36 protein-coding genes and 1 pseudogene are annotated in these 25,059 nt (G+C 22.8%); 16 read left to right on the forward strand and 21 right to left on the reverse strand.

What is annotated here, in order from left to right; all coding sequences use genetic code 4:
• Nucleotides 1–520: 520 nt before the first annotated feature.
• Both AAHM85_RS01045 and AAHM85_RS01050 read left to right on the forward strand, forming a co-directional pair.
• Nucleotides 521–928 (forward strand): hypothetical protein, encoded by a 408-nt coding sequence (locus AAHM85_RS01045; RefSeq protein ID WP_342260650.1) that lies wholly within the window; start codon nt 521–523, stop codon nt 926–928.
• Between the two features lie 3 nt (nt 929–931).
• Nucleotides 932–1,066: a hypothetical protein gene (locus tag AAHM85_RS01050; protein WP_342260651.1), complete on the forward strand. Its 135-nt coding sequence runs from the start codon at nt 932–934 to the stop codon at nt 1,064–1,066.
• Here the strand turns inward: AAHM85_RS01050 and AAHM85_RS01055 are convergent.
• Nucleotides 1,063–1,852 (reverse strand): IS5 family transposase gene (locus tag AAHM85_RS01055; RefSeq protein ID WP_342260572.1). Its coding sequence is split into 2 segments (ribosomal slippage): nt 1,063–1,590 and nt 1,592–1,852, totalling 789 coding nucleotides; the frame shifts between segments, so codons are not numbered across the junction. The two genes, AAHM85_RS01050 and AAHM85_RS01055, sit on opposite strands and share 4 nt — an antisense overlap.
• A 220-nt stretch (nt 1,853–2,072) precedes the next feature.
• Between AAHM85_RS01055 and AAHM85_RS01060 the strand changes: the two genes are divergently transcribed.
• Entirely contained in the window at nt 2,073–2,210 is a 138-nt protein-coding gene (locus AAHM85_RS01060; RefSeq protein ID WP_342260652.1) for a hypothetical protein, read from the forward strand.
• Between the two features lie 2 nt (nt 2,211–2,212).
• On the opposite strand, the gene AAHM85_RS01065 is transcribed toward AAHM85_RS01060, so the two are convergent.
• Complete coding sequence (locus AAHM85_RS01065) at nt 2,213–2,707, reverse strand: transposase family protein (protein ID WP_342260487.1); 495 nt, start codon at nt 2,705–2,707, stop codon at nt 2,213–2,215.
• A 4-nt stretch (nt 2,708–2,711) separates the two neighbouring features.
• Nucleotides 2,712–3,059 carry a transposase family protein gene (locus AAHM85_RS01070; RefSeq protein WP_342260653.1) on the reverse strand — a complete coding sequence of 116 codons (348 nt, stop codon included), beginning with the start codon at nt 3,057–3,059 and terminating at the stop codon, nt 2,712–2,714.
• 359 nt (nt 3,060–3,418) lie between these two features.
• Between AAHM85_RS01070 and AAHM85_RS01075 the strand changes: the two genes are divergently transcribed.
• The 3 genes from AAHM85_RS01075 (at nt 3,419) to AAHM85_RS01085 (ending at nt 5,501) form a co-directional block, all read left to right on the forward strand.
• The gene (locus AAHM85_RS01075) at nt 3,419–4,093 is read left to right on the forward strand and encodes an IS1595 family transposase (protein ID WP_342260654.1); all 675 of its coding nucleotides are present in this window, start codon (nt 3,419–3,421) and stop codon (nt 4,091–4,093) included.
• A gap of 74 nt (nt 4,094–4,167) precedes the next feature.
• Nucleotides 4,168–5,046 (forward strand): IS1595 family transposase, encoded by an 879-nt coding sequence (locus tag AAHM85_RS01080; protein ID WP_342260524.1) that lies wholly within the window; start codon nt 4,168–4,170, stop codon nt 5,044–5,046.
• Nucleotides 5,047–5,318: 272 nt separating this feature from the next.
• A complete protein-coding gene (locus AAHM85_RS01085) occupies nt 5,319–5,501 on the forward strand; it encodes a hypothetical protein (protein ID WP_342260655.1) in 183 nt (60 codons plus the stop codon).
• 91 nt (nt 5,502–5,592) lie between these two features.
• On the opposite strand, the gene AAHM85_RS01090 is transcribed toward AAHM85_RS01085, so the two are convergent.
• Complete coding sequence (locus tag AAHM85_RS01090; protein WP_342260524.1) at nt 5,593–6,471, reverse strand: IS1595 family transposase; 879 nt, start codon at nt 6,469–6,471, stop codon at nt 5,593–5,595.
• A gap of 132 nt (nt 6,472–6,603) precedes the next feature.
• On the opposite strand from AAHM85_RS01090, the gene AAHM85_RS01095 reads away from it, so the two are divergent.
• From AAHM85_RS01095 to AAHM85_RS01115, 5 genes are all read left to right on the forward strand, one after another.
• Complete coding sequence (locus AAHM85_RS01095) at nt 6,604–6,840, forward strand: hypothetical protein (RefSeq protein WP_342260656.1); 237 nt, start codon at nt 6,604–6,606, stop codon at nt 6,838–6,840.
• Nucleotides 6,841–6,852: 12 nt separating this feature from the next.
• Entirely contained in the window at nt 6,853–6,984 is a 132-nt protein-coding gene (locus AAHM85_RS01100; protein WP_342260657.1) for a hypothetical protein, read from the forward strand.
• 194 nt (nt 6,985–7,178) lie between these two features.
• Entirely contained in the window at nt 7,179–7,304 is a 126-nt protein-coding gene (locus AAHM85_RS01105; RefSeq protein ID WP_342260658.1) for a hypothetical protein, read from the forward strand.
• Nucleotides 7,305–7,364: 60 nt separating this feature from the next.
• A complete protein-coding gene (locus AAHM85_RS01110) occupies nt 7,365–7,712 on the forward strand; it encodes a transposase family protein (RefSeq protein WP_342260659.1) in 348 nt (115 codons plus the stop codon).
• Between the two features lie 4 nt (nt 7,713–7,716).
• Nucleotides 7,717–8,211 carry a transposase family protein gene (locus tag AAHM85_RS01115; RefSeq protein ID WP_342260660.1) on the forward strand — a complete coding sequence of 165 codons (495 nt, stop codon included), beginning with the start codon at nt 7,717–7,719 and terminating at the stop codon, nt 8,209–8,211.
• A 110-nt stretch (nt 8,212–8,321) separates the two neighbouring features.
• Here AAHM85_RS01115 and AAHM85_RS01120 read toward each other — a convergent pair.
• Together AAHM85_RS01120 and AAHM85_RS01125 are read right to left on the reverse strand one after the other, a co-directional pair.
• A pseudogene (locus AAHM85_RS01120) lies at nt 8,322–8,941 on the reverse strand (transposase).
• A 54-nt stretch (nt 8,942–8,995) separates the two neighbouring features.
• Nucleotides 8,996–9,301: a M20/M25/M40 family metallo-hydrolase gene (locus AAHM85_RS01125; RefSeq protein ID WP_342260661.1), complete on the reverse strand. Its 306-nt coding sequence runs from the start codon at nt 9,299–9,301 to the stop codon at nt 8,996–8,998.
• Nucleotides 9,302–10,218: 917 nt separating this feature from the next.
• Between AAHM85_RS01125 and AAHM85_RS01130 the strand changes: the two genes are divergently transcribed.
• Nucleotides 10,219–10,968 (forward strand): IS1595 family transposase, encoded by a 750-nt coding sequence (locus tag AAHM85_RS01130; protein WP_342260662.1) that lies wholly within the window; start codon nt 10,219–10,221, stop codon nt 10,966–10,968.
• A gap of 190 nt (nt 10,969–11,158) precedes the next feature.
• Here AAHM85_RS01130 and AAHM85_RS01135 read toward each other — a convergent pair whose 3' ends face one another.
• The 3 genes from AAHM85_RS01135 to AAHM85_RS01145 all read right to left on the reverse strand — a co-directional run bounded on the left by AAHM85_RS01135 (nt 11,159) and on the right by AAHM85_RS01145 (nt 12,818).
• The gene (locus AAHM85_RS01135) at nt 11,159–12,037 is read right to left on the reverse strand and encodes an IS1595 family transposase (RefSeq protein WP_342260663.1); all 879 of its coding nucleotides are present in this window, start codon (nt 12,035–12,037) and stop codon (nt 11,159–11,161) included.
• 42 nt (nt 12,038–12,079) lie between these two features.
• A complete protein-coding gene (locus tag AAHM85_RS01140) occupies nt 12,080–12,232 on the reverse strand; it encodes a hypothetical protein (protein ID WP_342260664.1) in 153 nt (50 codons plus the stop codon).
• 73 nt (nt 12,233–12,305) lie between these two features.
• Nucleotides 12,306–12,818 (reverse strand): hypothetical protein, encoded by a 513-nt coding sequence (locus AAHM85_RS01145; protein WP_342260665.1) that lies wholly within the window; start codon nt 12,816–12,818, stop codon nt 12,306–12,308.
• Nucleotides 12,819–13,221: 403 nt separating this feature from the next.
• Here AAHM85_RS01145 and AAHM85_RS01150 point away from each other — a divergent pair, with 403 nt between their 5' ends.
• Nucleotides 13,222–14,100 (forward strand): IS1595 family transposase, encoded by an 879-nt coding sequence (locus AAHM85_RS01150; protein WP_342260666.1) that lies wholly within the window; start codon nt 13,222–13,224, stop codon nt 14,098–14,100.
• 101 nt (nt 14,101–14,201) lie between these two features.
• Here AAHM85_RS01150 and AAHM85_RS01155 read toward each other — a convergent pair whose 3' ends face one another.
• From AAHM85_RS01155 to AAHM85_RS01210, 12 genes are all read right to left on the reverse strand, one after another.
• Nucleotides 14,202–14,438, reverse strand: a complete 237-nt coding sequence (locus AAHM85_RS01155) for a hypothetical protein (protein WP_342260667.1) — start codon at nt 14,436–14,438, stop codon at nt 14,202–14,204.
• 295 nt (nt 14,439–14,733) lie between these two features.
• Entirely contained in the window at nt 14,734–15,126 is a 393-nt protein-coding gene (locus AAHM85_RS01160; protein WP_342260668.1) for a hypothetical protein, read from the reverse strand.
• A 323-nt stretch (nt 15,127–15,449) separates the two neighbouring features.
• Nucleotides 15,450–15,944, reverse strand: coding sequence for a transposase family protein (locus AAHM85_RS01165; RefSeq protein ID WP_342260487.1), 495 nt, complete (start codon nt 15,942–15,944; stop codon nt 15,450–15,452).
• A gap of 4 nt (nt 15,945–15,948) precedes the next feature.
• Nucleotides 15,949–16,296, reverse strand: a complete 348-nt coding sequence (locus tag AAHM85_RS01170) for a transposase family protein (RefSeq protein WP_342260488.1) — start codon at nt 16,294–16,296, stop codon at nt 15,949–15,951.
• A gap of 152 nt (nt 16,297–16,448) precedes the next feature.
• A complete protein-coding gene (locus tag AAHM85_RS01175; protein WP_342260669.1) occupies nt 16,449–17,033 on the reverse strand; it encodes an IS1595 family transposase in 585 nt (194 codons plus the stop codon).
• The gene (locus AAHM85_RS01180; protein WP_342260670.1) at nt 16,967–17,185 is read right to left on the reverse strand and encodes a hypothetical protein; all 219 of its coding nucleotides are present in this window, start codon (nt 17,183–17,185) and stop codon (nt 16,967–16,969) included. The genes AAHM85_RS01175 and AAHM85_RS01180 overlap by 67 nt, the downstream gene beginning before the upstream one ends.
• Before the next feature lie 149 nt (nt 17,186–17,334).
• Nucleotides 17,335–17,604, reverse strand: coding sequence for a hypothetical protein (locus AAHM85_RS01185; protein ID WP_342260671.1), 270 nt, complete (start codon nt 17,602–17,604; stop codon nt 17,335–17,337).
• Nucleotides 17,552–17,953, reverse strand: a complete 402-nt coding sequence (locus AAHM85_RS01190; RefSeq protein WP_342260672.1) for a hypothetical protein — start codon at nt 17,951–17,953, stop codon at nt 17,552–17,554. The genes AAHM85_RS01185 and AAHM85_RS01190 overlap by 53 nt, the downstream gene beginning before the upstream one ends.
• 71 nt (nt 17,954–18,024) lie before the next feature.
• Complete coding sequence (locus tag AAHM85_RS01195; RefSeq protein ID WP_342260673.1) at nt 18,025–18,903, reverse strand: IS1595 family transposase; 879 nt, start codon at nt 18,901–18,903, stop codon at nt 18,025–18,027.
• Nucleotides 18,904–19,066: 163 nt separating this feature from the next.
• Nucleotides 19,067–20,401: a hypothetical protein gene (locus tag AAHM85_RS01200; RefSeq protein ID WP_342260674.1), complete on the reverse strand. Its 1,335-nt coding sequence runs from the start codon at nt 20,399–20,401 to the stop codon at nt 19,067–19,069.
• A gap of 17 nt (nt 20,402–20,418) precedes the next feature.
• Entirely contained in the window at nt 20,419–22,401 is a 1,983-nt protein-coding gene (locus tag AAHM85_RS01205; protein WP_342260675.1) for a hypothetical protein, read from the reverse strand.
• Between the two features lie 384 nt (nt 22,402–22,785).
• Nucleotides 22,786–23,070, reverse strand: coding sequence for an HNH endonuclease signature motif containing protein (locus AAHM85_RS01210; RefSeq protein WP_252319983.1), 285 nt, complete (start codon nt 23,068–23,070; stop codon nt 22,786–22,788).
• Nucleotides 23,071–23,256: 186 nt separating this feature from the next.
• On the opposite strand from AAHM85_RS01210, the gene AAHM85_RS01215 reads away from it, so the two are divergent.
• From AAHM85_RS01215 to AAHM85_RS01225, 3 genes are all read left to right on the forward strand, one after another.
• Nucleotides 23,257–23,964 (forward strand): IS1595 family transposase, encoded by a 708-nt coding sequence (locus AAHM85_RS01215; protein ID WP_342260676.1) that lies wholly within the window; start codon nt 23,257–23,259, stop codon nt 23,962–23,964.
• 64 nt (nt 23,965–24,028) lie between these two features.
• On the forward strand, nt 24,029–24,376 hold the full coding sequence (locus AAHM85_RS01220) for a transposase family protein (protein WP_342260488.1): 348 nt from the start codon (nt 24,029–24,031) through the stop codon (nt 24,374–24,376).
• Nucleotides 24,377–24,380: 4 nt separating this feature from the next.
• Nucleotides 24,381–24,875, forward strand: coding sequence for a transposase family protein (locus tag AAHM85_RS01225; protein ID WP_342260487.1), 495 nt, complete (start codon nt 24,381–24,383; stop codon nt 24,873–24,875).
• Nucleotides 24,876–25,059 lie beyond the last annotated feature (184 nt).

A 25,059-nucleotide genomic window follows, 5' to 3' on the forward strand; every position in this document is an offset into this window, starting at 1 on the left:
TTAAAAAAGTGAACTACAACACAATTGTTAAAAATAGTAGCTAAAACATGTGGACTTGCATGGATAAATAAAAAGTGGAGTGATACCTAATAAATTATACTAACCATTTAATGGTAATTCTTGGGGTGGGAGCGAATTGGTAATTAGTATATATAGACCTGCTAGGGAACCTACTATATTAATTCTATTCTTTATTTAACCAACCTTATCACCCTCAAGTGAGTAAGTGTTGGTTTTATTTTTTATTTTTTAAGAAAAATAAAATTAATAGTATTAATAATCTAAAAATAAAAATATATATTCTTTATGCTAAAAGCAACAGAATATATTAGAAAAGAAAGTAAAAATGGAAGAAAAAGACAAAAAAGAATTAGAAGTAGAACAAAAAACAAAAATAGTAAAAGAACATCAAAAAAAAGTGATTAAAAATAAAAAATAATTATTTTTTCAATTTCAACTTTAATTGGATTAATAATTTTATTAATTGCTGTAAATAAACATTAAAGAAATAAATAAAATTATGAATATAAAAGAAAATAAAAAATGTGAATTAAGAATTTGTAAAAATAAAGTTTGATGAGATTGTATTAATAATTCTACTAAAACTATTAAATATAAAAATTGACCAATACCTTATTTAATATGTGATAGTTGTTATCACAAACTACCTAAATACCTTAAACAAACAGCAAAAATAATTGAAAAGGATATTTTGATTATGAATAAAACTAAAAAGAGAAGAAAAAGATGTGTAGAATGTGATGAATTATATAATGATGATGATATAAATATGCTTTATCATTTTAAAACGGAAGAAGAGGCAGAACAACATAATATTAAAAAATATGAAGATAATTATGATATTGATGAGCATTTAGATTATTCAAAATCATATGGATATGTTTGTGATTGATGTAGGGATGATTAATAAATGCAATATGACTTAATTATTGGTATTGATCCAGCAGGAATAGATACAAGTGGAATTGTTATATATTCAAATGAAACTAATAATATCATTTTTAATGAAACATTTAAAACTAAAACTGTTTTAGAACCTGTTTAGAATCTTTTTAATAAAATTGAAATAAAGGAAAGAACAACCATTTGTAAACTAGTATTTAATTTTCTTTCACAATTTTTTCATAATCTTCTACATTTTTCTAATCAAGCAAAACTTCGCTCTACAACTCATCTTTTTGGTAATACTACAAAAGAATGTAATTCATTACGTTTTACAACTTCAACATTCGCATTTATAATTGTTTTGATTGCAGAAGCAAATTTTTCACCAGTATAACCAGCATCTACTATTATTTTTTGAACTGTAGAAAGATTTTCTTTTTCATTTTGAATCATTATTATAGCACTATTACGATCTGTTTTTTCTGCTGTAGTTACGTAAATTGCATGTGGTAAACCTTGAGAATCAACAGCAATATGACGTTTTATTCCTGAAATCTTTTTACCAGCATCATAACCTTTGTTTTTAGTAGTATCTGTATTTTTAACACTTTGTGAATCAATTATACAAAAACTGGTTTTTTCTTTTCGATGATTATTGATACGAACTTTTCTAACTAATTTTTTTTAAAATTAATTGTCATATGCTAGGTTCTTTACCATTATTTTTACTTCAAATTTGAAAATAATAATATACAGTTTGTCATTTTGGAAAATTTTTTGGTAACATTCTTCATTGACAACCACTTTTTAATACATATAAAACTGCACAAAATACTTCATATAAATCTAAATTTCTTGGTTTTGTTTTCTTTTTGACATTTTCTAAAATTAATCTTATGTTCTCAAATTGTTCTTTAGTGACATGACTTGGATAATTTTTATGCATATATACCTCTTATTTTAAAATATATAGTAATTTTACCTTATTCTCTAAAAGATTCTAAACAGGTTCTTAGAAAGTAAAAATCAATTTAAAAAATATTTTTCATTAATTAAAAAGCAATTTGATAATAAAAAAATATTAGTCATTGTTGAAAATTTCTTTTTAAGTTCAAAACAGTTATTAACTAATACCATTAGCAACACCAAAAGTTATTGGTGCTTTAATGGTATTAGTACAAGATATTATGAACTGAGATTATCATGAAAATGAACCAAAAAACAAAAATAAAATAGAAGATTATAAAGGAAATATAAAATTCACAAAACATGAACAAGATGCTTATAAACATATTCAATATTAGACTTACTGCATAACGTTTTTAAGTTTTAATGATAAATTATAAAATCCTGCAATTAAATTAAATCTTAAAAATATTCGTTTTCTGGCTTTTCTAAATTTATAACCAATAATCTTAAAACATTTTAAAAATGCAAAAACATGTTCAATTTTTCTACGAGTTTTATTAATAATCTTATTAAAGATTTTGGTTTTATTTGTTTTAGGATTATTTTTGCTAATTTTAATGGGTAAAAATGTATTAGCATGAATTTTTTGTAAACCTTGATAACCTTTATCTGCAAGAATTATAGTTTCTGGTAAAAACTTTAACTTTGAATTCTTAAAAGTTTTAAAATCATGATTTTTACCAATATCAGAAAAAATATTTAAAATTTCATTAGTATTTGCATTAATTACGGTTTGAAACTTAACAGTATGCATTCATTTTTTACCAGAAAATCAATCTTTTTGGTTATATTTTGGTCGTTCTGTTTCTACCTCTGTTACATCAATTATCAAAATTTTATTTTTTAATTCTTCTTTTTAAAAAAATATTTTTATTTGTTAAATTATTAAACTTATTATTCATTATTAAAATATCTTCAATTGAACGAATATTTCGTAAAGCAGTAGTATCAACCATACCATACTCAGCACCAATACTATGATATGTACGATTTTCATATAAATATCTTAAACTCATTACTAGTCGATCTTCTATTGACATTTTATATGGCCTTCCACCAATAGTAGTTTTGAGTTTTTGATGTTCTAATAAAATATTTAAAATTTCGTTAAAAACGAGTTTATTAATACCCACTATTTTACGAAAATATTGATCAGATTTATCTTTTAATTCAAAATATGTCATAAAGTTTATCCTTAACTATTCAAATTTTATTTTAATAATAACAAAAAAATAAAAAGTTAACTAGTTATGCAGTAAGTCTATTATTTAAGGAATTATAAAAATGAAGAATAAAGAAAATTACATTAAATTAACAGTAAAACTTAGTAACACTATTGAAGCAAAATATCATGAAAAAGGTAATAAACAATTATATTATAGTGTTCGAGGTCAGTGAAATGGATTAAACTATGTTACTTTAATTTTTAATAACCCAAAATTTCGGAATTTTACGTTTATTGGCAATAACTTATATACATTATTATTTCTGAAAACTATAATTAGATATTAGTAAAATAAAATCTAATTAAAGGTGATTGAAAATGAATATTTTAGACATAATAAATAAATTTCCAAACCAAGAATCTTGTATAAAATTTTTAGAAGAAATAAGATGAAATAACAAACCAAAATGTCTTTTTTGTTTTAGTGAAAAAGTTAACTCTGTTTTAAAAGAGTCGCGTTATAAATGCAAAAAATGTCATAAGTCTTTTAGTGTAACTGCTCAAACTATTTTTCATCATACACGTGTACCACTTCAAAAGTGATTTATTTTAATAGTATTAATGGCTAATGCTAAAAAAAGTTTATCATCATCTCAAGCTTCAAGAGACTTAAATTTACGTTTAGCAACTGTATGAAAAATGATGCATAAAATTAGAAAGGCAATGGCTAATGATGAGATTAAATTATTAGCAAAAATATTAGAGATGGATGAAACATATGTGGGTGGAAAACCGCGTAAATATAATGATGTTGATAATAAAAATAACTCATTACGTGGTAGAGGAACTAGTAAAGAGTGTGTTGTTGGCATTATTGAACGAAATGGTAATGTTAAATTATTTCATGCAAAAAATAAAAGTATTAAATCTGAAGATTTAATGAAAATAGTTAAAGAAAATGTTGATATTAACAATTCTATTCTTTTTACTGATGAATATCGTGGATATTATAAAATGAATAAAATTTCGGAATTTTACGTTTATTGGCAATAACTTATATACATTATTATTTCTAAAAACTATAATTAGATATTAGTAAAATAAAATCTAATTAAAGGTGATTGAAAATGAATATTTTAGACATAATAAATAAATTTCCAAACCAAGAATCTTGTATAAAATTTTTAGAAGAAATAAGATGAAATAACAAACCAAAATGTCTTTTTTGTTTTAGTGAAAAAGTTAACTCTGTTTTAAAAGAGTCGCGTTATAAATGCAAAAAATGTCATAAGTCTTTTAGTGTAACTGCTCAAACTATTTTTCATCATACACGTGTACCACTTCAAAAGTGATTTATTTTAATAGTATTAATGGCTAATGCTAAAAAAAGTTTATCATCATCTCAAGCTTCAAGAGACTTAAATTTACGTTTAGCAACTGTATGAAAAATGATGCATAAAATTAGAAAGGCAATGGCTAATGATGAGATTAAATTATTAGCAAAAATATTAGAGATGGATGAAACATATGTGGGTGGAAAACCGCGTAAATATAATGATGTTGATAATAAAAATAACTCATTACGTGGTAGAGGAACTAGTAAAGAGTGTGTTGTTGGCATTATTGAACGAAATGGTAATGTTAAATTATTTCATGCAAAAAATAAAAGTATTAAATCTGAAGATTTAATGAAAATAGTTAAAGAAAATGTTGATATTAACAATTCTATTCTTTTTACTGATGAATATCGTGGATATTATAAAATGAATAAAATTTTACCACATGAACAAGTTAATCACAAAAAATATTTTTCTTATAATGGTATTCATACAAATACAATAGAAAGTTTTTGAGCAATATTAAAAAGAGGTTTTATCGGCCAATTTCATTGAGTTTCAAAAAAATGACTCCAATCTTATTTAAATGAATTTTGTTTTAAATATAATAACCGTAAAGAAAAAATCACATTTAAAAATATCATAATTAAATTATTTATTAAGAATTAAGTGTTAACCAATAAGCGTAAAATTCCGCAAAATTTTATAACCGATGTATTTTATTAAACAAAAACGATGAAATTATAGTAACTGGTCAAATCTTTAATACTTTAAATATTCCTAAAATCGTGCATTTTGTTCAATCAATGTTAAATGATTTAAAAAATGAAAGGAATAAAAAATTAATTATATTAAAAAACAACAAAAATTCTATAATGGTACAGAAATAGATTTAATACTTGATATTTTATTACAAAAAATAATTAATGGTGAATTTAATAATGAATAAATTAACTAGAATTGAAATTTGTGTAAATAATAACAAATTAACTCATAAAGATTATCAATGATATACAAAAGAATATTCTAATTGAATACAAGAAGATAGAAAAATTAAATATGAAATTCAAGATAATGGAAAAACATTAAAGGTATGAATAGATGAAAAAATGAAAAAAATCTAATAAAAGAATCTGATTAAGTAAAAATTGATGTATGAAATGTTTAGAAATAATAGTTAATAATTTACGGAATTTTACGCTTATTGGTTAACACTTAATTCTTAATAAATAATTTAATTATGATATTTTTAAATGTGATTTTTTCTTTACGGTTATTATATTTAAAACAAAATTCATTTAAATAAGATTGGAGTCATTTTTTTGAAACTCAATGAAATTGGCCGATAAAACCTCTTTTTAATATTGCTCAAAAACTTTCTATTGTATTTGTATGAATACCATTATAAGAAAAATATTTTTTGTGATTAACTTGTTCATGTGGTAAAATTTTATTCATTTTATAATATCCACGATATTCATCAGTAAAAAGAATAGAATTGTTAATATCAACATTTTCTTTAACTATTTTCATTAAATCTTCAGATTTAATACTTTTATTTTTTGCATGAAATAATTTAACATTACCATTTCGTTCAATAATGCCAACAACACACTCTTTACTAGTTCCTCTACCACGTAATGAGTTATTTTTATTATCAACATCATTATATTTACGCGGTTTTCCACCCACATATGTTTCATCCATCTCTAATATTTTTGCTAATAATTTAATCTCATCATTAGCCATTGCCTTTCTAATTTTATGCATCATTTTTCATACAGTTGCTAAACGTAAATTTAAGTCTCTTGAAGCTTGAGATGATGATAAACTTTTTTTAGCATTAGCCATTAATACTATTAAAATAAATCACTTTTGAAGTGGTACACGTGTATGATGAAAAATAGTTTGAGCAGTTACACTAAAAGACTTATGACATTTTTTGCATTTATAACGCGACTCTTTTAAAACAGAGTTAACTTTTTCACTAAAACAAAAAAGACATTTTGGTTTGTTATTTCATCTTATTTCTTCTAAAAATTTTATACAAGATTCTTGGTTTGGAAATTTATTTATTATGTCTAAAATATTCATTTTCAATCACCTTTAATTAGATTTTATTTTACTAATATCTAATTATAGTTTTCAGAAATAATAATGTATATAAGTTATTGCCAATAAACGTAAAATTCCGATTGAGTTTATAGAAAATGGAGAATTTCATTAATGATAATATTGCCTACTTTATTTGGTGATAAAGATGAAATTGAAATATTAACACCATCACCACAAGCACTTCGTACTCATAATGATATTAGAGCAATTATATTAATGAAATATCCTAATGTTAAATCACAACATATAATTATTTCTGACCCAGAAGATAATGTTGCATTAATAGTTGGTGATAATGATGTTTATCAAGGTTGAGTAAAAGTTTGAATTAAAAAAATAGAAAATTAAAGGAAGTAAATTATGCCAAATATAGAAAATATACAATCAAATTATACTTTATTAAAATTAATAAGAATTGGAATAAGTCCTATTTCAGCAATGATTGGTACAAGTGCTTATTATGGTCAACTTATAGGTAATCCACAGTATTAGGTAGTATTAATTCATTATTATTTGGTAAAAAATTAGGTTTAGATATATGAAACTTAAATCAAAGAGCAAGTAATAAAACAAAAGTAATTAATAGTAGTAAAAAAATATTATTAGGTTTAGGAACAATTGGTTTAGCAAATTATAGTAAATTTATAAGTACTATAATTAAACCAATAGAACCAACTACTACATCTATGCCTATAACTACAACAATAATTCCTACTACAACAAGCACAACTACTACTGAAATACCACCATGACCATTATTATTAAATAAAGATAATAATGTTAATAATTTAATAGACTTACTGCATAACTAGTTAACTTTTTATTTTTTTGTTATTATTAAAATAAAATTTGAATAGTTAAGGATAAACTTTATGACATATTTTGAATTAAAAGATAAATCTGATCAATATTTTCGTAAAATAGTGGGTATTAATAAACTCGTTTTTAACGAAATTTTAAATATTTTATTAGAACATCAAAAACTCAAAACTACTATTGGTTGAAGGCCATATAAAATGTCAATAGAAGATCGACTAGTAATGAGTTTAAGATATTTATATGAAAATCGTACATATCATAGTATTGGTGCTGAGTATGGTATGGTTGATACTACTGCTTTACGAAATATTCGTTCAATTGAAGATATTTTAATAAAGAATAATAAGTTTAATAATTTAACAAATAAAAATATTTTTTTAAAAAGAAGAATTAAAAAATAAAATTTTGATAATTGATGTAACAGAGGTAGAAACAGAACGACCAAAATATAACCAAAAAGATTGATTTTCTGGTAAAAAATGAATGCATACTGTTAAGTTTCAAACCGTAATTAATGCAAATACTAATGAAATTTTAAATATTTTTTCTGATATTGGTAAAAATCATGATTTTAAAACTTTTAAGAATTCAAAGTTAAAGTTTTTACCAGAAACTATAATTCTTGCAGATAAAGGTTATCAAGGTTTACAAAAAATTCATGCTAATACATTTTTACCCATTAAAATTAGCAAAAATAATCCTAAAACAAATAAAACCAAAATCTTTAATAAGATTATTAATAAAACTCGTAGAAAAATTGAACATGTTTTTGCATTTTTAAAATGTTTTAAGATTATTGGTTATAAATTTAGAAAAGCCAGAAAACGAATATTTTTAAAATTTAATTTAATTGCAGGATTTTATAATTTATCATTAAAACTTAAAAACGTTATGCAGTAAGTCTAATGGATTGAGATACTTATATTTCATTAAATGCTTATGGTATTTCAAATCTTATTGTGGAATTAACAGAATTAATACCAAGTAAATTTGAAACTATTAGAACCTGTTTAGAATCTTTTTAATAAAATTAAAATAAAGGAAAGAACAACTATTTGTAAACTAGTATTTAATTTTCTTTCACAATTTTTTCATAATCTTCTACATTTTTCTAATCAAGCAAAACTTCGCTCTACAACTCATCTTTTTGGTAATACTACAAAAGAATGTAATTCATTACGTTTTACAACTTCAACATTCGCATTTATAATTGTTTTGATTGCAGAAGCAAATTTTTCACCAGTATAACCAGCATCATAACCTTTGTTTTTAGTAGTATCTGTATTTTTAACACTTTGTGAATCAATTATACAAAAACTGGTTTTTTCTTTTCGATGATTATTGATAGGAACTTTTCTAACTAATTTTTTTTAATTAATTGTCATATGCTAGGTTCTTTACCATTATTTTTACTTCAAATTTGAAAATAATAATATACAGTTTGTCATTTTGGAAAATTTTTTGGTAACATTTTTCATTGACAACCACTTTTTAATACATATAAAACTGCACAAAATACTTCATATAAATCTAAATTTCTTGGTTTTGTTTTCTTTTTGACATTTTCTAAAATTAATCTTATGTTCTCAAATTGTTCTTTAGTGACATGACTTGGATAATTTTTATGCATATATACCTCTTATTTTAAAATATATAGTAATTTTACCTTATTCTCTAAAAGATTCTAAACAGGTTCTAAGTTAATAATTCCTTTTTTAGCACATACTAGCGGAAACATACCATCAGGAGTAAAACCAAAAGTTGGAGTACCTTCTTGCTTCATATATGTGTTAATTGAATCTCATGTTGTTTCTTCAGTTAAACCAAAGATAACTCTAATTCGACGATTTGGTTGATAGCCATGATCTTTTAAATATTTTAAACAGTATAGAAAAATAATTGTTGGCCCTTTATCATCTAATACACCTCGTCCATATAAAATATCATTAATAATTTCTGACGAAAAAGGTGGAATTTGGATGGTTGTCAAAAATCCGGAATAAATTAATTCATATAGTCTTATTATATTTTAGACAAGAAATAATTAGGATTTTTATGTAATTGTAAATTTATCTTACTACTATTTTTAAAATATTACAACTAAGATACTTATAATAAATTTTATTAAATGTTAAAATTAACAAATAAATTTAAGGAGAACTTAAAAATGAAACTTAAAAAATTACATTTATTAACTGTATTACTATTTATTTTAATTATTATAATTATGATTATAGGATTAATTTTAATACATTGTAGTAATTTTCATGATTATTTTAATAATAAATGAAAATATTGTAATGGATTTAAAATGTTAAATCATTATGGATTAAGTTACTTTATTGATCATTCTTCAAATTACTTATGTTCAATTTGTAATAACTATGAAAATTATTATGAATTAATAAAATTACAAATTGGAGTTATTTTTTGTATAATTCTAACTCCAATTTTAATATCTATAACTATGTCGTTAACTTGTTTAATTATTGGGTTAAAAATAAATTTAAAAAATAATAATTTTTGAGATGCCATTCAAAATTGTGAAATAATCAATAATTACTATATTCATTAAATTATGTTTCTAAATTTATTTTATTACACTTAAAAATAACAATTTTTATATAAATAAAAATACTATATGTTCTATTAACAATCATTTCTTTTAAAACATGTCAAATATTTGTTTCAGTAAAACAGCCAATATTTCACTTTGCACTTTGATTAACAATACCTTTTTTATTATTTTTAAAATATTGTTTTTTTAACTTTTTATGATTATCTAATTATTTATATAAATAATTAACGGACTTCTCCCCACATGTACTTGTGGAGGGAACAATGAAACTGAATGAGTTCAACAATGCTTTTCAAACTGAATAGCAATGTCTTGCATATATAGCAAATTTGAAAGAAAACAAATTTATTAGGTGTTCTAGTTTTAATTTGAATACTTCTGATTTAAAAAGAATAAGATGTTTGAAATGTAATCAAACATTTAGTATTCTCACGGGTACCATATTTTCAAGGTCACAAACATCTTTAAGATCATGATTTTACCTCATCTTTATATGAATAAACACCAAACATGGAATTCTGTCAACTGATGTTTCAAAAGAATTGGGAGTGACCTTAAAAACAGCATGGAGAATGGGTCATAAAATTAGAAGACGTATTGCAAAACAAGAACCTCAATTTATTGTTGAAGGCACAATGCAAATTGATGAAATGTATCTTTCACATATGGCTTTTAAAAAACAAGGAAGATCCTTGAAAAATAAAACATTGATTGTTGGTATTTATGAAAAAACAACTAATAATTTAATTGTGAAAGTATTGAAAAATGCAAAAAGTAAAAGTCTTTTGAATTTTGCAAGAAGCCACATTTCTTCAAAATGTCATGTATATACTGATGATTGAAAAGGATATTGCGATTTCAAATTGGTTTTCCCAAAACATAAAACAGTTAACCATCAAGATGGTTATGTTTCAAAAACTGGTGTAAATACCAATCAAATTGAATCAGTTTGAAAACATATAAGAAGAACATTTAAAATACATATCAAAGTTGCAAAACATCATGTTTATTTATATGCCAAAGAAGCTGCATATAAATTCAACAAGATACCTAGTTTTGAAATTGTAATGTATGTTTAATTTAAAAATATGGGGAGAAGTCCGTAGATACGCTTTTCTCAGCATTTATGTCATAAAATTAAAAAATAGTACATAAAGGGAGAAAAGCGTTAATTTTTTATATTTTGTAATAACTTTATTGTAAAAGGGGGAAATAAAATATGAAAAACTGAATAAAAACAAACGGAATTTTACGCTTATTGGTTAACACTTAATTCTTAATAAATAATTTAATTATGATATTTTTAAATGTGATTTTTTCTTTACGGTTATTATATTTAAAACAAAATTCATTTAAATAAGATTGGAGTCATTTTTTTGAAACTCAATGAAATTGGCCGATAAAACCTCTTTTTAATATTGCTCAAAAACTTTCTATTGTATTTGTATGAATACCATTATAAGAAAAATATTTTTTGTGATTAACTTGTTCATGTGGTAAAATTTTATTCATTTTATAATATCCACGATATTCATCAGTAAAAAGAATAGAATTGTTAATATCAACATTTTCTTTAACTATTTTCATTAAATCTTCAGATTTAATACTTTTATTTTTTGCATGAAATAATTTAACATTACCATTTCGTTCAATAATGCCAACAACACACTCTTTACTAGTTCCTCTACCACGTAATGAGTTATTTTTATTATCAACATCATTATATTTACGCGGTTTTCCACCCACATATGTTTCATCCATCTCTAATATTTTTGCTAATAATTTAATCTCATCATTAGCCATTGCCTTTCTAATTTTATGCATCATTTTTCATACAGTTGCTAAACGTAAATTTAAGTCTCTTGAAGCTTGAGATGATGATAAACTTTTTTTAGCATTAGCCATTAATACTATTAAAATAAATCACTTTTGAAGTGGTACACGTGTATGATGAAAAATAGTTTGAGCAGTTACACTAAAAGACTTATGACATTTTTTGCATTTATAACGCAACTCTTTTAAAACAGAGTTAACTTTTTCACTAAAACAAAAAAGACATTTTGGTTTGTTATTTCATCTTATTTCTTCTAAAAATTTTATACAAGATTCTTGGTTTGGAAATTTATTTATTATGTCTAAAATATTCATTTTCAATCACCTTTAATTAGATTTTATTTTACTAATATCTAATTAAAGTTTTCAGAAATAATAATGTATATAAGTTATTGCCAATAAACGTAAAATTCCGTTATCAATTAAATAATCATTTTCTACATTTGCTTGATTAAGTTTAGTTTGCTTCTGTTTCTGTGGAAACTTGGTTTGTAGTTTGTTGTTGTCCATTGTTATCTCCTATTAATTGATTATTTTCGGAGTTAAATAATTTTAATTTAACTGTTAAATTATTAATTTCTTGTTAATCATTAATATTAAATGTTTTACTATTTAATAAATCTTTATCTAAGCGTACTAATAATTGAATAAATTTAAGAATATCAATATTAAATTGTCATAATTTTTGTTCAATATAATTAATAGTTGAAATATTTACTGCTATACTTTTGGGAACTGATTGTTGTGCGGATTTCTTTTGACTTGGTATATGAATACGACAACGTTTAAATATTTCATTAACATTTCAATCGTATATATCAGTTAAATTCTTACCTTTAAAATTACTACTTGTCATATTAATATTTTCATTTTTTTCATTATTATCACCAGTAGTTTTTCAAATATAGTTTTTGGGAACTAATATTCTTACTGCTTCTTCCATTGAAGATTGAACATTACCATAAGTTTGGTCAAAAATAAATTTAGGTGAGTTTAAAATACTATCTAAAACAATTTGTTCATAAATAACATCTAGTGCTTTAATTTTATCCATTACTTTATCACAATCTGCTAATTCATTTGCTTTATTTCTCATAATTGCTATTGGTATATAGTTAATATTTAATGTTTGTTCTTGTGATAAATTAGGATTATTAATATATGATTTAAAATCTAGTTTAGTTTGTTTTTTAGTATCATTAATATTATAAATTGCACGATTAATTGTTACTTGTTTATTATTTAATGTATAAACTTCAAATAATCTTACATTTTGTGCATTTTGTGCATAACTATCATAAAAAATAGTACATTGAATTAATTTATTAGTAATATCATAAACTCTTTGTTGTATATCTACTACTTGAAAATATAAATCATCATTAGCAATATAAATTAACGGAATTTTACGTTTATTGGCAATAACTTATATACATTATTATTTCTGAAAACTATAATTAGATATTAGTAAAATAAAATCTAATTAAAGGTGATTGAAAATGAATATTTTAGACATAATAAATAAATTTCCAAACCAAGAATCTTGTATAAAATTTTTAGAAGAAATAAGATGAAATAACAAACCAAAATGTCTTTTTTGTTTTAGTGAAAAAGTTAACTCTGTTTTAAAAGAGTTGCGTTATAAATGCAAAAAATGTCATAAGTCTTTTAGTGTAACTGCTCAAACTATTTTTCATCATACACGTGTACCACTTCAAAAGTGATTTATTTTAATAGTATTAATGGCTAATGCTAAAAAAAGTTTATCATCATCTCAAGCTTCAAGAGACTTAAATTTACGTTTAGCAACTGTATGAAAAATGATGCATAAAATTAGAAAGGCAATGGCTAATGATGAGATTAAATTATTAGCAAAAATATTAGAGATGGATGAAACATATGTGGGTGGAAAACCGCGTAAATATAATGATGTTGATAATAAAAATAACTCATTACGTGATAGAGGAACTAGTAAAGAGTGTGTTGTTGGCATTATTGAACGAAATGGTAATGTTAAATTATTTCATGCAAAAAATAAAAGTATTAAATCTGAAGATTTAATGAAAATAGTTAAAGAAAATGTTGATATTAACAATTCTATTCTTTTTACTGATGAATATCGTGGATATTATAAAATGAATAAAATTTTACCACATGAACAAGTTAATCACAAAAAATATTTTTCTTATAATGGTATTCATACAAATACAATAGAAAGTTTTTGAGCAATATTAAAAAGAGGTTTTATCGGCCAATTTCATTGAGTTTCAAAAAAATGACTCCAATCTTATTTAAATGAATTTTGTTTTAAATATAATAACCGTAAAGAAAAAATCACATTTAAAAATATCATAATTAAATTATTTATTAAGAATTAAGTGTTAACCAATAAGCGTAAAATTCCGTAAATTAAATAACCACTAATTCCTAATTTACTTAATTTAAAAATAGAATTTCAATTTTTTCTATAAAATTCTTGTTAAATTAAATATTTTTTAATACTTTCATTATTAATTTCTAATGGAGCATTATATAAATTAGCATTATTTTCTGCTACAAAATTAGTAAAATAAGTTTCATAATTAAAATCATTAAAACCAAAATAATTTAAAATTGAAGCATGTGTACTTTTATTTTTATTAGTTAAAAATTTTACTTTTTGATTTTGATTATCACTAATATTACTTTTATCTTTTCTAAAAAATCTACTTAGCATAATATTCACCACCTTTTTTAAAATATTTGATTAATTTTTAATACAATTTTTACAATAATAAATATAATTAAACCAGCAACTGCAGAAAATAATAAAACTCCTAATTATTACTTTTAGAATCAGTATAAAAAATTCTATAATATTTATTTTTATAAATTTATATGTAATTTTAAACATACTATTTTTTATTCCTACTTCTTTTCAATTTGAACTACTTGAACTTGGTGTTGGCTTATCTTTTAATTTAATATCTCAATAATTTTCATCTATTTCATTAGTTTCTAAACTACTTGATTTAATTTAAAGGTTTATTAATATCAACTTTAACAGTATTTTGTAATTCTTCTAAACTAAATATATTACCATATTCTTGATTTCCACCTTCTATAATTAACTGTCACTTACTATTACCTAAAAATTGTAAATATAAAATAGCTTCTTCATTATCAATTAAACTTTTTGTAAGAAAATTTTTTTCATTAGGTTTACCACCTAAATAATTACCAGTTTTAAATTCTACATTTATGATTGTATTTACTTGATTAAATGGTGGTTTTTCTCATGTAATAATTACTCTATAAAGAGTATTAAAAGTAAGTTTAAAATCTCCATATTCACGATTACTTTTACCTATTATTGTTCAATTTTCTTTATCTTGTTTTTTTATCAATATTAGTTTTATTTTCATTAATAGCACCAGTAATAGTTTTATCAGTAGTTTCTAAGGTAGGAATTTTAGTACCAACAGTATTAATAGAAAAAGCATATTGAAATTGGTCTTTATCTACTTTATCTTCTAATTTTTTATCTATATATTTTTTATTTGGAATATTTAAATCTTCAGTTACAACAGGATTATCTCTATAAGTTATTGTTTTTATACCTTTTTTAATTACTTTATTTATTAAATCAGTAGTAATATCTTTATCATCTTTATTATTAAATATTCTATTTTCATCTACATTACCACCACTAGTAGCACTAATAGTATTAGTTTTTTCATCAATAGACTTACTGCATAACGTTTTTAAGTTTTAATGATAAATTATAAAATCCTGCAATTAAATTAAATCTTAAAAATATTCGTTTTCTGGCTTTTCTAAATTTATAACCAATAATCTTAAAACATTTTAAAAATGCAAAAACATGTTCAATTTTTCTACGAGTTTTATTAATAATCTTATTAAAGATTTTGGTTTTATTTGTTTTAGGATTATTTTTGCTAATTTTAATGGGTAAAAATGTATTAGCATGAATTTTTTGTAAACCTTGATAACCTTTATCTGCAAGAATTATAGTTTCTGGTAAAAACTTTAACTTTGAATTCTTAAAAGTTTTAAAATCATGATTTTTACCAATATCAGAAAAAATATTTAAAATTTCATTAGTATTTGCATTAATTACGGTTTGAAACTTAACAGTATGCATTCATTTTTTACCAGAAAATCAATCTTTTTGGTTATATTTTGGTCGTTCTGTTTCTACCTCTGTTACATCAATTATCAAAATTTTATTTTTTAATTCTTCTTTTTAAAAAAATATTTTTATTTGTTAAATTATTAAACTTATTATTCTTTATTAAAATATCTTCAATTGAACGAATATTTCGTAAAGCAGTAGTATCAACCATACCATACTCAGCACCAATACTATGATATGTACGATTTTCATATAAATATCTTAAACTCATTACTAGTCGATCTTCTATTGACATTTTATATGGCCTTCCACCAATAGTAGTTTTGAGTTTTTGATGTTCTAATAAAATATTTAAAATTTCGTTAAAAACGAGTTTATTAATACCCACTATTTTACGAAAATATTGATCAGATTTATCTTTTAATTCAAAATATGTCATAAAGTTTATCCTTAACTATTCAAATTTTATTTTAATAATAACAAAAAAATAAAAAGTTAACTAGTTATGCAGTAAGTCTATTATAAAAAAATTGTGAAAGAAAATTAAATACTAGTTTACAAATGGTTGTTCTTTCCTTTATTTCAATTTTATTAAAAAGATTCTAAACAGGTTCTTATATGTTTTCAAACTGATTCAATTTGATTGGTATTTACACCAGTTTTTGAAACATAACCATCAAGATGGTTAACTGTTTTATGTTTTGGGAAAACCAATTTGAAATCGCAATATCCTTTTCAATCATCAGTATATACATGACATTTTAAAGAAATGTGGCTTCTTGCAAAATTCAAAAGACTTTTACTCTTTGCATTTTTCAATACTTTCACAATTAAATTATTAGTTGTTTTTTTATAAATGCCAACAATCAATGTTTTATTTTTCAAGGATCTTCCTTGTTTTTTAAAAGCCATATGTGAAAAATACATTTCATCAATTTGCACTGTGCCTTCAACAATAAATTGAGGTTCTTGTTTTGCAATACGTGTTCTAATTTTATGACCCATTTTCCATGCTGTTTTTAAGGTCACTCCCAATTCTTTTGAAACATCAGTTGACGGAATTCCATGTTTGGTGTTTATTCATCTAAAGATGAGGTAAAATCATGATCTTAAAGATGTTTGTGACCTTGAAAATATGGTACCCGTGAGAATACTAAATGTTTGATTACATTTCAAACATTTAGTATTCTTTTTAAATCAGAAGTATTCAAATTAAAACTAGAACACCTAATACATTTGTTTTCTTTCAAATTTGCTATATATGCAAGACATTGCTGTTCAGTTTGAAAAGCAATGTTGAACTCATTCAGTTTCATTGTTCCCTCCATAAGTACATGTGGCGAGAAGTCCGTATAAAATTATAAACGTATTTATTATTAATAATTAAATCAATAATTTTAGTAATTAATTCATTATTAATTTCTCCTTTTAAACTACTTTGTGCTATAAAATATGTTCCCAAATTAATAGCTACTGACTAAATAATCTTATTTTCAATTACTCCTTTAGCAATATAATATAAACCTGATGTTTCGCTTAAACTATTGCTATGTTCAACCTTATCAGCACCTGCTTGTTGTGAAATATCGATATGTTTATTAACACCACCAAATTGCAAGTATTGTCAATCAGTATTATCACCACTAAAATCAGTAGATGAATACTGACTACTACTATAAGAATTGTAATTTGCTTTAACTGTAGTTATTTTTTTTATGACTAATCATTTCTTGCATCGTATTTTCAATATTTAATTTTTGATCAGCTGGAATAGTAACATCAGGATTATAAATTAAAGTTCCTGTATTATCTACTAAAAAGACATCTCTTGCGTTAGTAAAAGTATAATTTTTTAATGCTGATATGTCATAACTATAAAACTTATGATCAGTTATTGACTGATTAGTTATTATATCACTATCATTTAAATAACCATATTGATTATTAAATAATGAAGTTACAGAATCACTTATTGATGATTTATTTGCTAATAATTTATTAATGGTACTATTAGTAGCATCAATAGTATTAATAATACTATTACTTGCCAAAGTTAATGTTGTTAATGTACTTAAAGTAATTAATAATTGTTTCATTGTATTTTTCCTTTCTATTTTTAGCATCCTAAAATAATATTTTTCGGAATTTTACGCTTATTGGTTAACACTTAATTCTTAATAAATAATTTAATTATGATATTTTTAAATGTGATTTTTTCTTTACGGTTATTATATTTAAAACAAAATTCATTTAAATAAGATTGGAGTCATTTTTTTGAAACTCAATGAAATTGGCCGATAAAACCTCTTTTTAATATTGCTCAAAAACTTTCTATTGTATTTGTATGAATACCATTATAAGAAAAATATTTTTTGTGATTAACTTGTTCATGTGGTAAAATCTTATTCATTTTATAATATCCACGATATTCATCAGTAAAAAGAATAGAATTGTTAATATCAACATTTTCTTTAACTATTTTCATTAAATCTTCAGATTTAATACTTTTATTTTTTGCATGAAATAATTTAACATTACCATTTCGTTCAATAATGCCAACAACACACTCTTTACTAGTTCCTCTACCACGTAATGAGTTATTTTTATTATCAACATCATTATATTTACGCGGTTTTCCACCCACATATGTTTCATCCATCTCTAATATTTTTGCTAATAATTTAATCTCATCATTAGCCATTGCCTTTCTAATTTTATGCATCATTTTTCATACAGTTGCTAAACGTAAATTTAAGTCTCTTGAAGCTTGAGATGATGATAAACTTTTTTTAGCATTAGCCATTAATACTATTAAAATAAATCACTTTTGAAGTGGTACACGTGTATGATGAAAAATAGTTTGAGCAGTTACACTAAAAGACTTATGACATTTTTTGCATTTATAACGCGACTCTTTTAAAACAGAGTTAACTTTTTCACTAAAACAAAAAAGACATTTTGGTTTGTTATTTAATCTTATTTCTTCTAAAAATTTTATACAAGATTCTTGGTTTGGAAATTTATTTATTATGTCTAAAATATTCATTTTCAATCACCTTTAATTAGATTTTATTTTACTAATATCTAATTATAGTTTTCAGAAATAATAATGTATATAAGTTATTGCCAATAAACGTAAAATTCCGATATTTTTTATAAATTAAACTATCTTATTAATCTATAATAATAGATATAACATTTTATATATTTTATTTCATAATGTTAATAAAAGATGATTGATTTAATGTAGTTGAGAAAAAAGCACCTTCCGTTGCAAATTTAGAATAATCATATCATCTATAATTAATATAAATATTATGATCATCATGTCAAATTTGTGCATCAGCTTTTATTTCAACATGAGCTCCAAATATTCCTCCATCATGATTAGCACTTACTGATCAAAAGTTATGATTAAAATTGTAACTAGTATCAATTTTAGAAGTATCAATGCTTAATTTTGAATCACTATATTGATCCTTACCGTATTGACAATAGACAGAAAAAAATGAATTATTATCAAAAGTTAATGTTGGATATATAGTAATAAAATCTTTTCAGCTAGCAATCTTACCATCTTGCGTAAAATTGCTAATAACAGTTGTAGGTCCATAATATCACATACCATAATCATTATTACCACTATAACTTTCATAAGTTTTAACATTGATATTTGAAACAAGATTATCATTATTTCATTTTGTATAATAAATAGAAATTATATTATTATTACTATCAAAAATATAATTGATTGAATAATTTTTATCATTTACGTTCATTGGTGCACTATATATAAAATTAAAAATATTATTATTAGTACTAATTAAATTAATAATTTTACTAGTTAAATCTTTATTAAAACTATCTTTAATACTTGTTTGACTCATAAAATATGTTCCTAAATTAACAGCTACTACTTTAGTAATTTTATTTTCATGTGCTGCTTTTGCAATATAATATAAACCTAATGTTTCACTTAAACTATTGCTATGTTCAACTTTATCAGCACCTGCTTGTTGGGAAATATCAATATGTTTTTCAACTCCACCAAATTGAATATATTGTCAATCAGTATTATCACCATTAAAATATTTGTTAGAATATTCGCTTTTACTATATGGATTATAAATATTATTAATACTATCAATTTTTTTATGACTAAGCATTTCTTGTTTAGTATTATTAACATCAACTTTATCTTTTGATGGTATTACAGCATCTTTTTTATAAACTAATTCACCTTTATCATTAACAACAAATAATGTTCGTGCTGATGTCTTACCATCACTTAATAAATAATCAGCATGACTAGTATCATAACTATAAAACTTATGATCTATTATTGATTGATTAGTTATTATATCACTATCATTTAAATAACCATATTGATTATTAAATAATGAAGTTACAGAATCATTTATTGATGATTTATTTGCTAATAATTTATTAATGGTAGTATTAGTATCATCAATAGTATTAATAATACTACTACTTGTTAAAGTTAATATTGTTAATGTACTTAAAATGATTAATAATTGTTTCATATTAATTTTTCCTTTTTTTAACTTACTAACTGGTAATTAAAATTAAAATTAAAATCAGGGAATGTTAAAGTAGCACGATCACTAATAGTTTTGCCAGCAAACCTGTCTGATAAATCAAGAGTATAGAGTGTATTATCTTTAGTTGGTTGTGTTTCACTATCAGTAAATACTAGTTTTACATTATTTAACTCTCAACCCGATTTTGTTGTTACTGCAACATCGGTTTCTAGAAAAATACTTTTTGTTTGAGTAATTAAATCTCAGAAATTATTTACCTTACCACCTTTAATATCTTTACTAATATCAACTGACATACCACTTGGTGTTTTGTCACCATCTAATAAATAATTCATAGTGAACTTTCCAGTAAACCCATCATTAACTGGACGATAAGAATTGTTATTAATTGTATTTAATAAGCTATTTTTATTGGTAATTCAATTATCTAATAAATTATCTTGTTCATAAAAATGTTGACCTTCTTGTAAAATATTTGCATCTTGACCATCTTTTAATCAAATACCCTTTAATGCAAAACCTTTTGGTGAAGGATAATTACCAGTAATATTATTTTTATTATGACCATGAACAATAGTTTTAGCACTTAAAGAACCATCTAATTTATAACTATTATCAGCAGCTTTTATTGTTATTTCAATATTTTTACCTAATTTATTATTAAAAATATTATCACCAACTTTTAAATTTGTTGATATTGTATAATCACTATCTTCAATATTAAGATCTGAATAATTTTTTTGGAAATAAGATTGAGAAATCTTCTTTATACTCTCAATAATTTGACTATTAACAAATTTAACATCTTCTTCTGATAATTTACTATCGGCATTAATAAAATTACCTTTTTCATCTTTTTTATTATCTATTGTAATTTGAAAGTTTTTATTATCTTTATCATTATTATATTGTGCTTCAATTTCATTAGTTAATTCTTTCATATTAGCTAAAATTGCTTTATCATTTTTAACATTTATAGTGCAATCATCTTTTTTTCCTGTAAAGTTTCAAGGATTATTATCTAAAGACGTAATTGAAAATTGAACAGGAACGCTTTTAGTAAAATCTTTCTTTGTTGTTGAATCATCAAAAGCAATTTTGTAATAATTAGGTTTAATTTCTTCTTTGGATACATTTAATGCTTTACTTAAAGTTGTTGCAAATTGATCTTCAATTGTTGGAATTAATCATTTATCTTTTATTGAATCAATAGTAGCATTTTCAGGATTAGTAATATTAATAATTTTATCAGGAAAGTTAACTGGTAAACTAGCAATATTAATTGCAACTTGATTTATAATATTAATATTAATTTCGATATTAACGTTAGTATTTTTAATACCAAAAGTTGATGCTTGATCATTAGTTGTTAAATTTAAAACATAACTTTTAGACTCATTAAAGTTCTTTGGCAAAATAAAAGAAGTATTAGTTATCGGCTTTTTATCCTTACCAACAGTAAAGTTAACTGCTGGATTATAATTAGCATTTAAAAAAAAATTAATTGGTAATAAAGTTGAATCATCATTATCAATAGCACTTTCTTTATTAACTTTTTGTAAATTATCATCAATACTATTTAAAACATTTGTAAAATCAATATTACCATTATCAGCAGTATTTTCAATAACATTAAAATTAACAATATTTGTTGGTTTACTAAAATAATCAATAGTAAAATCTAAACTAATAGGTCCAGAGTTACGGTGATGTTTTTGATAATAATCATCTCATAATTTATTATTAGAATTAGGATTAAATTCAGAATTATTGAAAGCAGCATTAGTATGTAAGAGTAATATCGTAGTAACTGTTGTAGAACCAAATGCTAATAAATACAACGAAAATAATAAGATTCTTTTCTTCTTATTTTTTTTAACATTAATTGTATATATTGAATTAGATCCTGTTTTTATTTTTTTATGTTTATCCTGATTAACCATATCTTTACTCGGGGTATTACTATTTATTTTATATTTCATTTTAACAATCCTTTCCTAGCATTATTTTTAAATAATCTAAAGTGAAAAATATAGCTTAACGCTTTAACTTGCTATTTTTAACTAAAATATTAAAATAGTTTAAACCTTAGTTTTAATAAAATAAAACTAAGGTTTAAAGTAAACCAATTAAATTTAGTTTTTATATTTTAATATTAATAATTTTAATAATTATATAAACTTTGCTATACACCTATTAAAATTATAAGGAAAGAAATACTCTGTCCTTAAAAATAATATTACACTTATTATAAAAAAAGACAATATTTTTAATTAAAAAAGAACACTAATAGTAAAATAATTTTTCTTAATTAAGATAAAAATTCAATGACTATTTAATTTAATCATTGAATTTTTAAATTATGGTTAATTTTTTTTAATATTACATTCAACATGCATTGGTTGTAAATTTTCTAAACTATTATTATTTGGATCACCATCAATGTGATCAATATTTCAAGCAAATGCTGAAGTTGGTTGTTCACCTTGATAAGCACCTTTTATCATTGGCAAACAACACCACGGACAAGGAGCTTGCACATTCAATGTTCAAAATTCAGATAATCCTTTAAAATATTTCTCCATTTTTTGAATAGAATAGTTTCATATTTTTTCTTTGTCTTCTTTTTCTCACTTTTTACGACGTGCCACAATGAATTAACCCCTTTCGTATTAAATTATACTATAAGTTACAATATTTTTTTATATTTTTTTAAACTTAATATTACAATTTATTTCGGAATTTTACGTTTATTGGCAATAACTTATATACATTATTATTTCTGAAAACTATAATTAGATATTAGTAAAATAAAATCTAATTAAAGGTGATTGAAAATGAATATTTTAGACATAATAAATAAATTTCCAAACCAAGAATCTTGTATAAAATTTTTAGAAGAAATAAGATGAAATAACAAACCAAAATGTCTTTTTTGTTTTAGTGAAAAAGTTAACTCTGTTTTAAAAGAGTCGCGTTATAAATGCAAAAAATGTCATAAGTCTTTTAGTGTAACTGCTCAAACTATTTTTCATCATACACGTGTACCACTTCAAAAGTGATTTATTTTAATAGTATTAATGGCTAATGCTAAAAAAAGTTTATCATCATCTCAAGCTTCAAGAGACTTAAATTTACGTTTAGCAACTGTATGAAAAATGATGCATAAAATTAGAAAGGCAATGGCTAATGATGAGATTAAATTATTAGCAAAAATATTAGAGATGGATGAACCATATGTGGGTGGAAAACCGCGTAAATATAATGATGTTGATAATAAAAATAACTCATTACGTGGTAGAGGAACTAGTAAAGAGTGTGTTGTTGGCATTATTGAACGAAATGGTAATGTTAAATTATTTCATGCAAAAAATAAAAGTATTAAATCTGAAGATTTAATGAAAATAGTTAAAGAAAATGTTGATATTAACAATTCTATTCTTTTTACTGATGAATATCGTGGATATTATAAAATGAATAAAATTTTACCACATGAACAAGTTAATCACAAAAAATATTTTTCTTATAATAGACTTACTGCATAACTAGTTAACTTTTTATTTTTTTGTTATTATTAAAATAAAATTTGAATAGTTAAGGATAAACTTTATGACATATTTTGAATTAAAAGATAAATCTGATCAATATTTTCGTAAAATAGTGGGTATTAATAAACTCGTTTTTAACGAAATTTTAAATATTTTATTAGAACATCAAAAACTCAAAACTACTATTGGTGGAAGGCCATATAAAATGTCAATAGAAGATCGACTAGTAATGAGTTTAAGATATTTATATGAAAATCGTACATATCATAGTATTGGTGCTGAGTATGGTATGGTTGATACTACTGCTTTACGAAATATTCGTTCAATTGAAGATATTTTAATAAAGAATAATAAGTTTAATAATTTAACAAATAAAAATATTTTTTTAAAAAGAAGAATTAAAAAATAAAATTTTGATAATTGATGTAACAGAGGTAGAAACAGAACGACCAAAATATAACCAAAAAGATTGATTTTCTGGTAAAAAATGAATGCATACTGTTAAGTTTCAAACCGTAATTAATGCAAATACTAATGAAATTTTAAATATTTTTTCTGATATTGGTAAAAATCATGATTTTAAAACTTTTAAGAATTCAAAGTTAAAGTTTTTACCAGAAACTATAATTCTTGCAGATAAAGGTTATCAAGGTTTACAAAAAATTCATGCTAATACATTTTTACCCATTAAAATTAGCAAAAATAATCCTAAAACAAATAAAACCAAAATCTTTAATAAGATTATTAATAAAACTCGTAGAAAAATTGAACATGTTTTTGCATTTTTAAAATGTTTTAAGATTATTGGTTATAAATTTAGAAAAGCCAGAAAACGAATATTTTTAAGATTTAATTTAATTGCAGGATTTTATAATTTATCATTAAAACTTAAAAACGTTATGCAGTAAGTCTAATGGTATTCATACAAATACAATAGAAAGTTTTTGAGCAATATTAAAAAGAGGTTTTATCGGCCAATTTCATTGAGTTTCAAAAAAATGACTCCAATCTTATTTAAATGAATTTTGTTTTAAATATAATAACCGTAAAGAAAAAATCACATTTAAAAATATCATAATTAAATTATTTATT

The organism is Spiroplasma endosymbiont of Notiophilus biguttatus, from assembly GCF_964030985.1.
Taxonomy (GTDB): Bacteria; Bacillota_I; Bacilli_A; order Mycoplasmatales; family VBWQ01; genus Spiroplasma_E; species Spiroplasma_E ixodetis_A.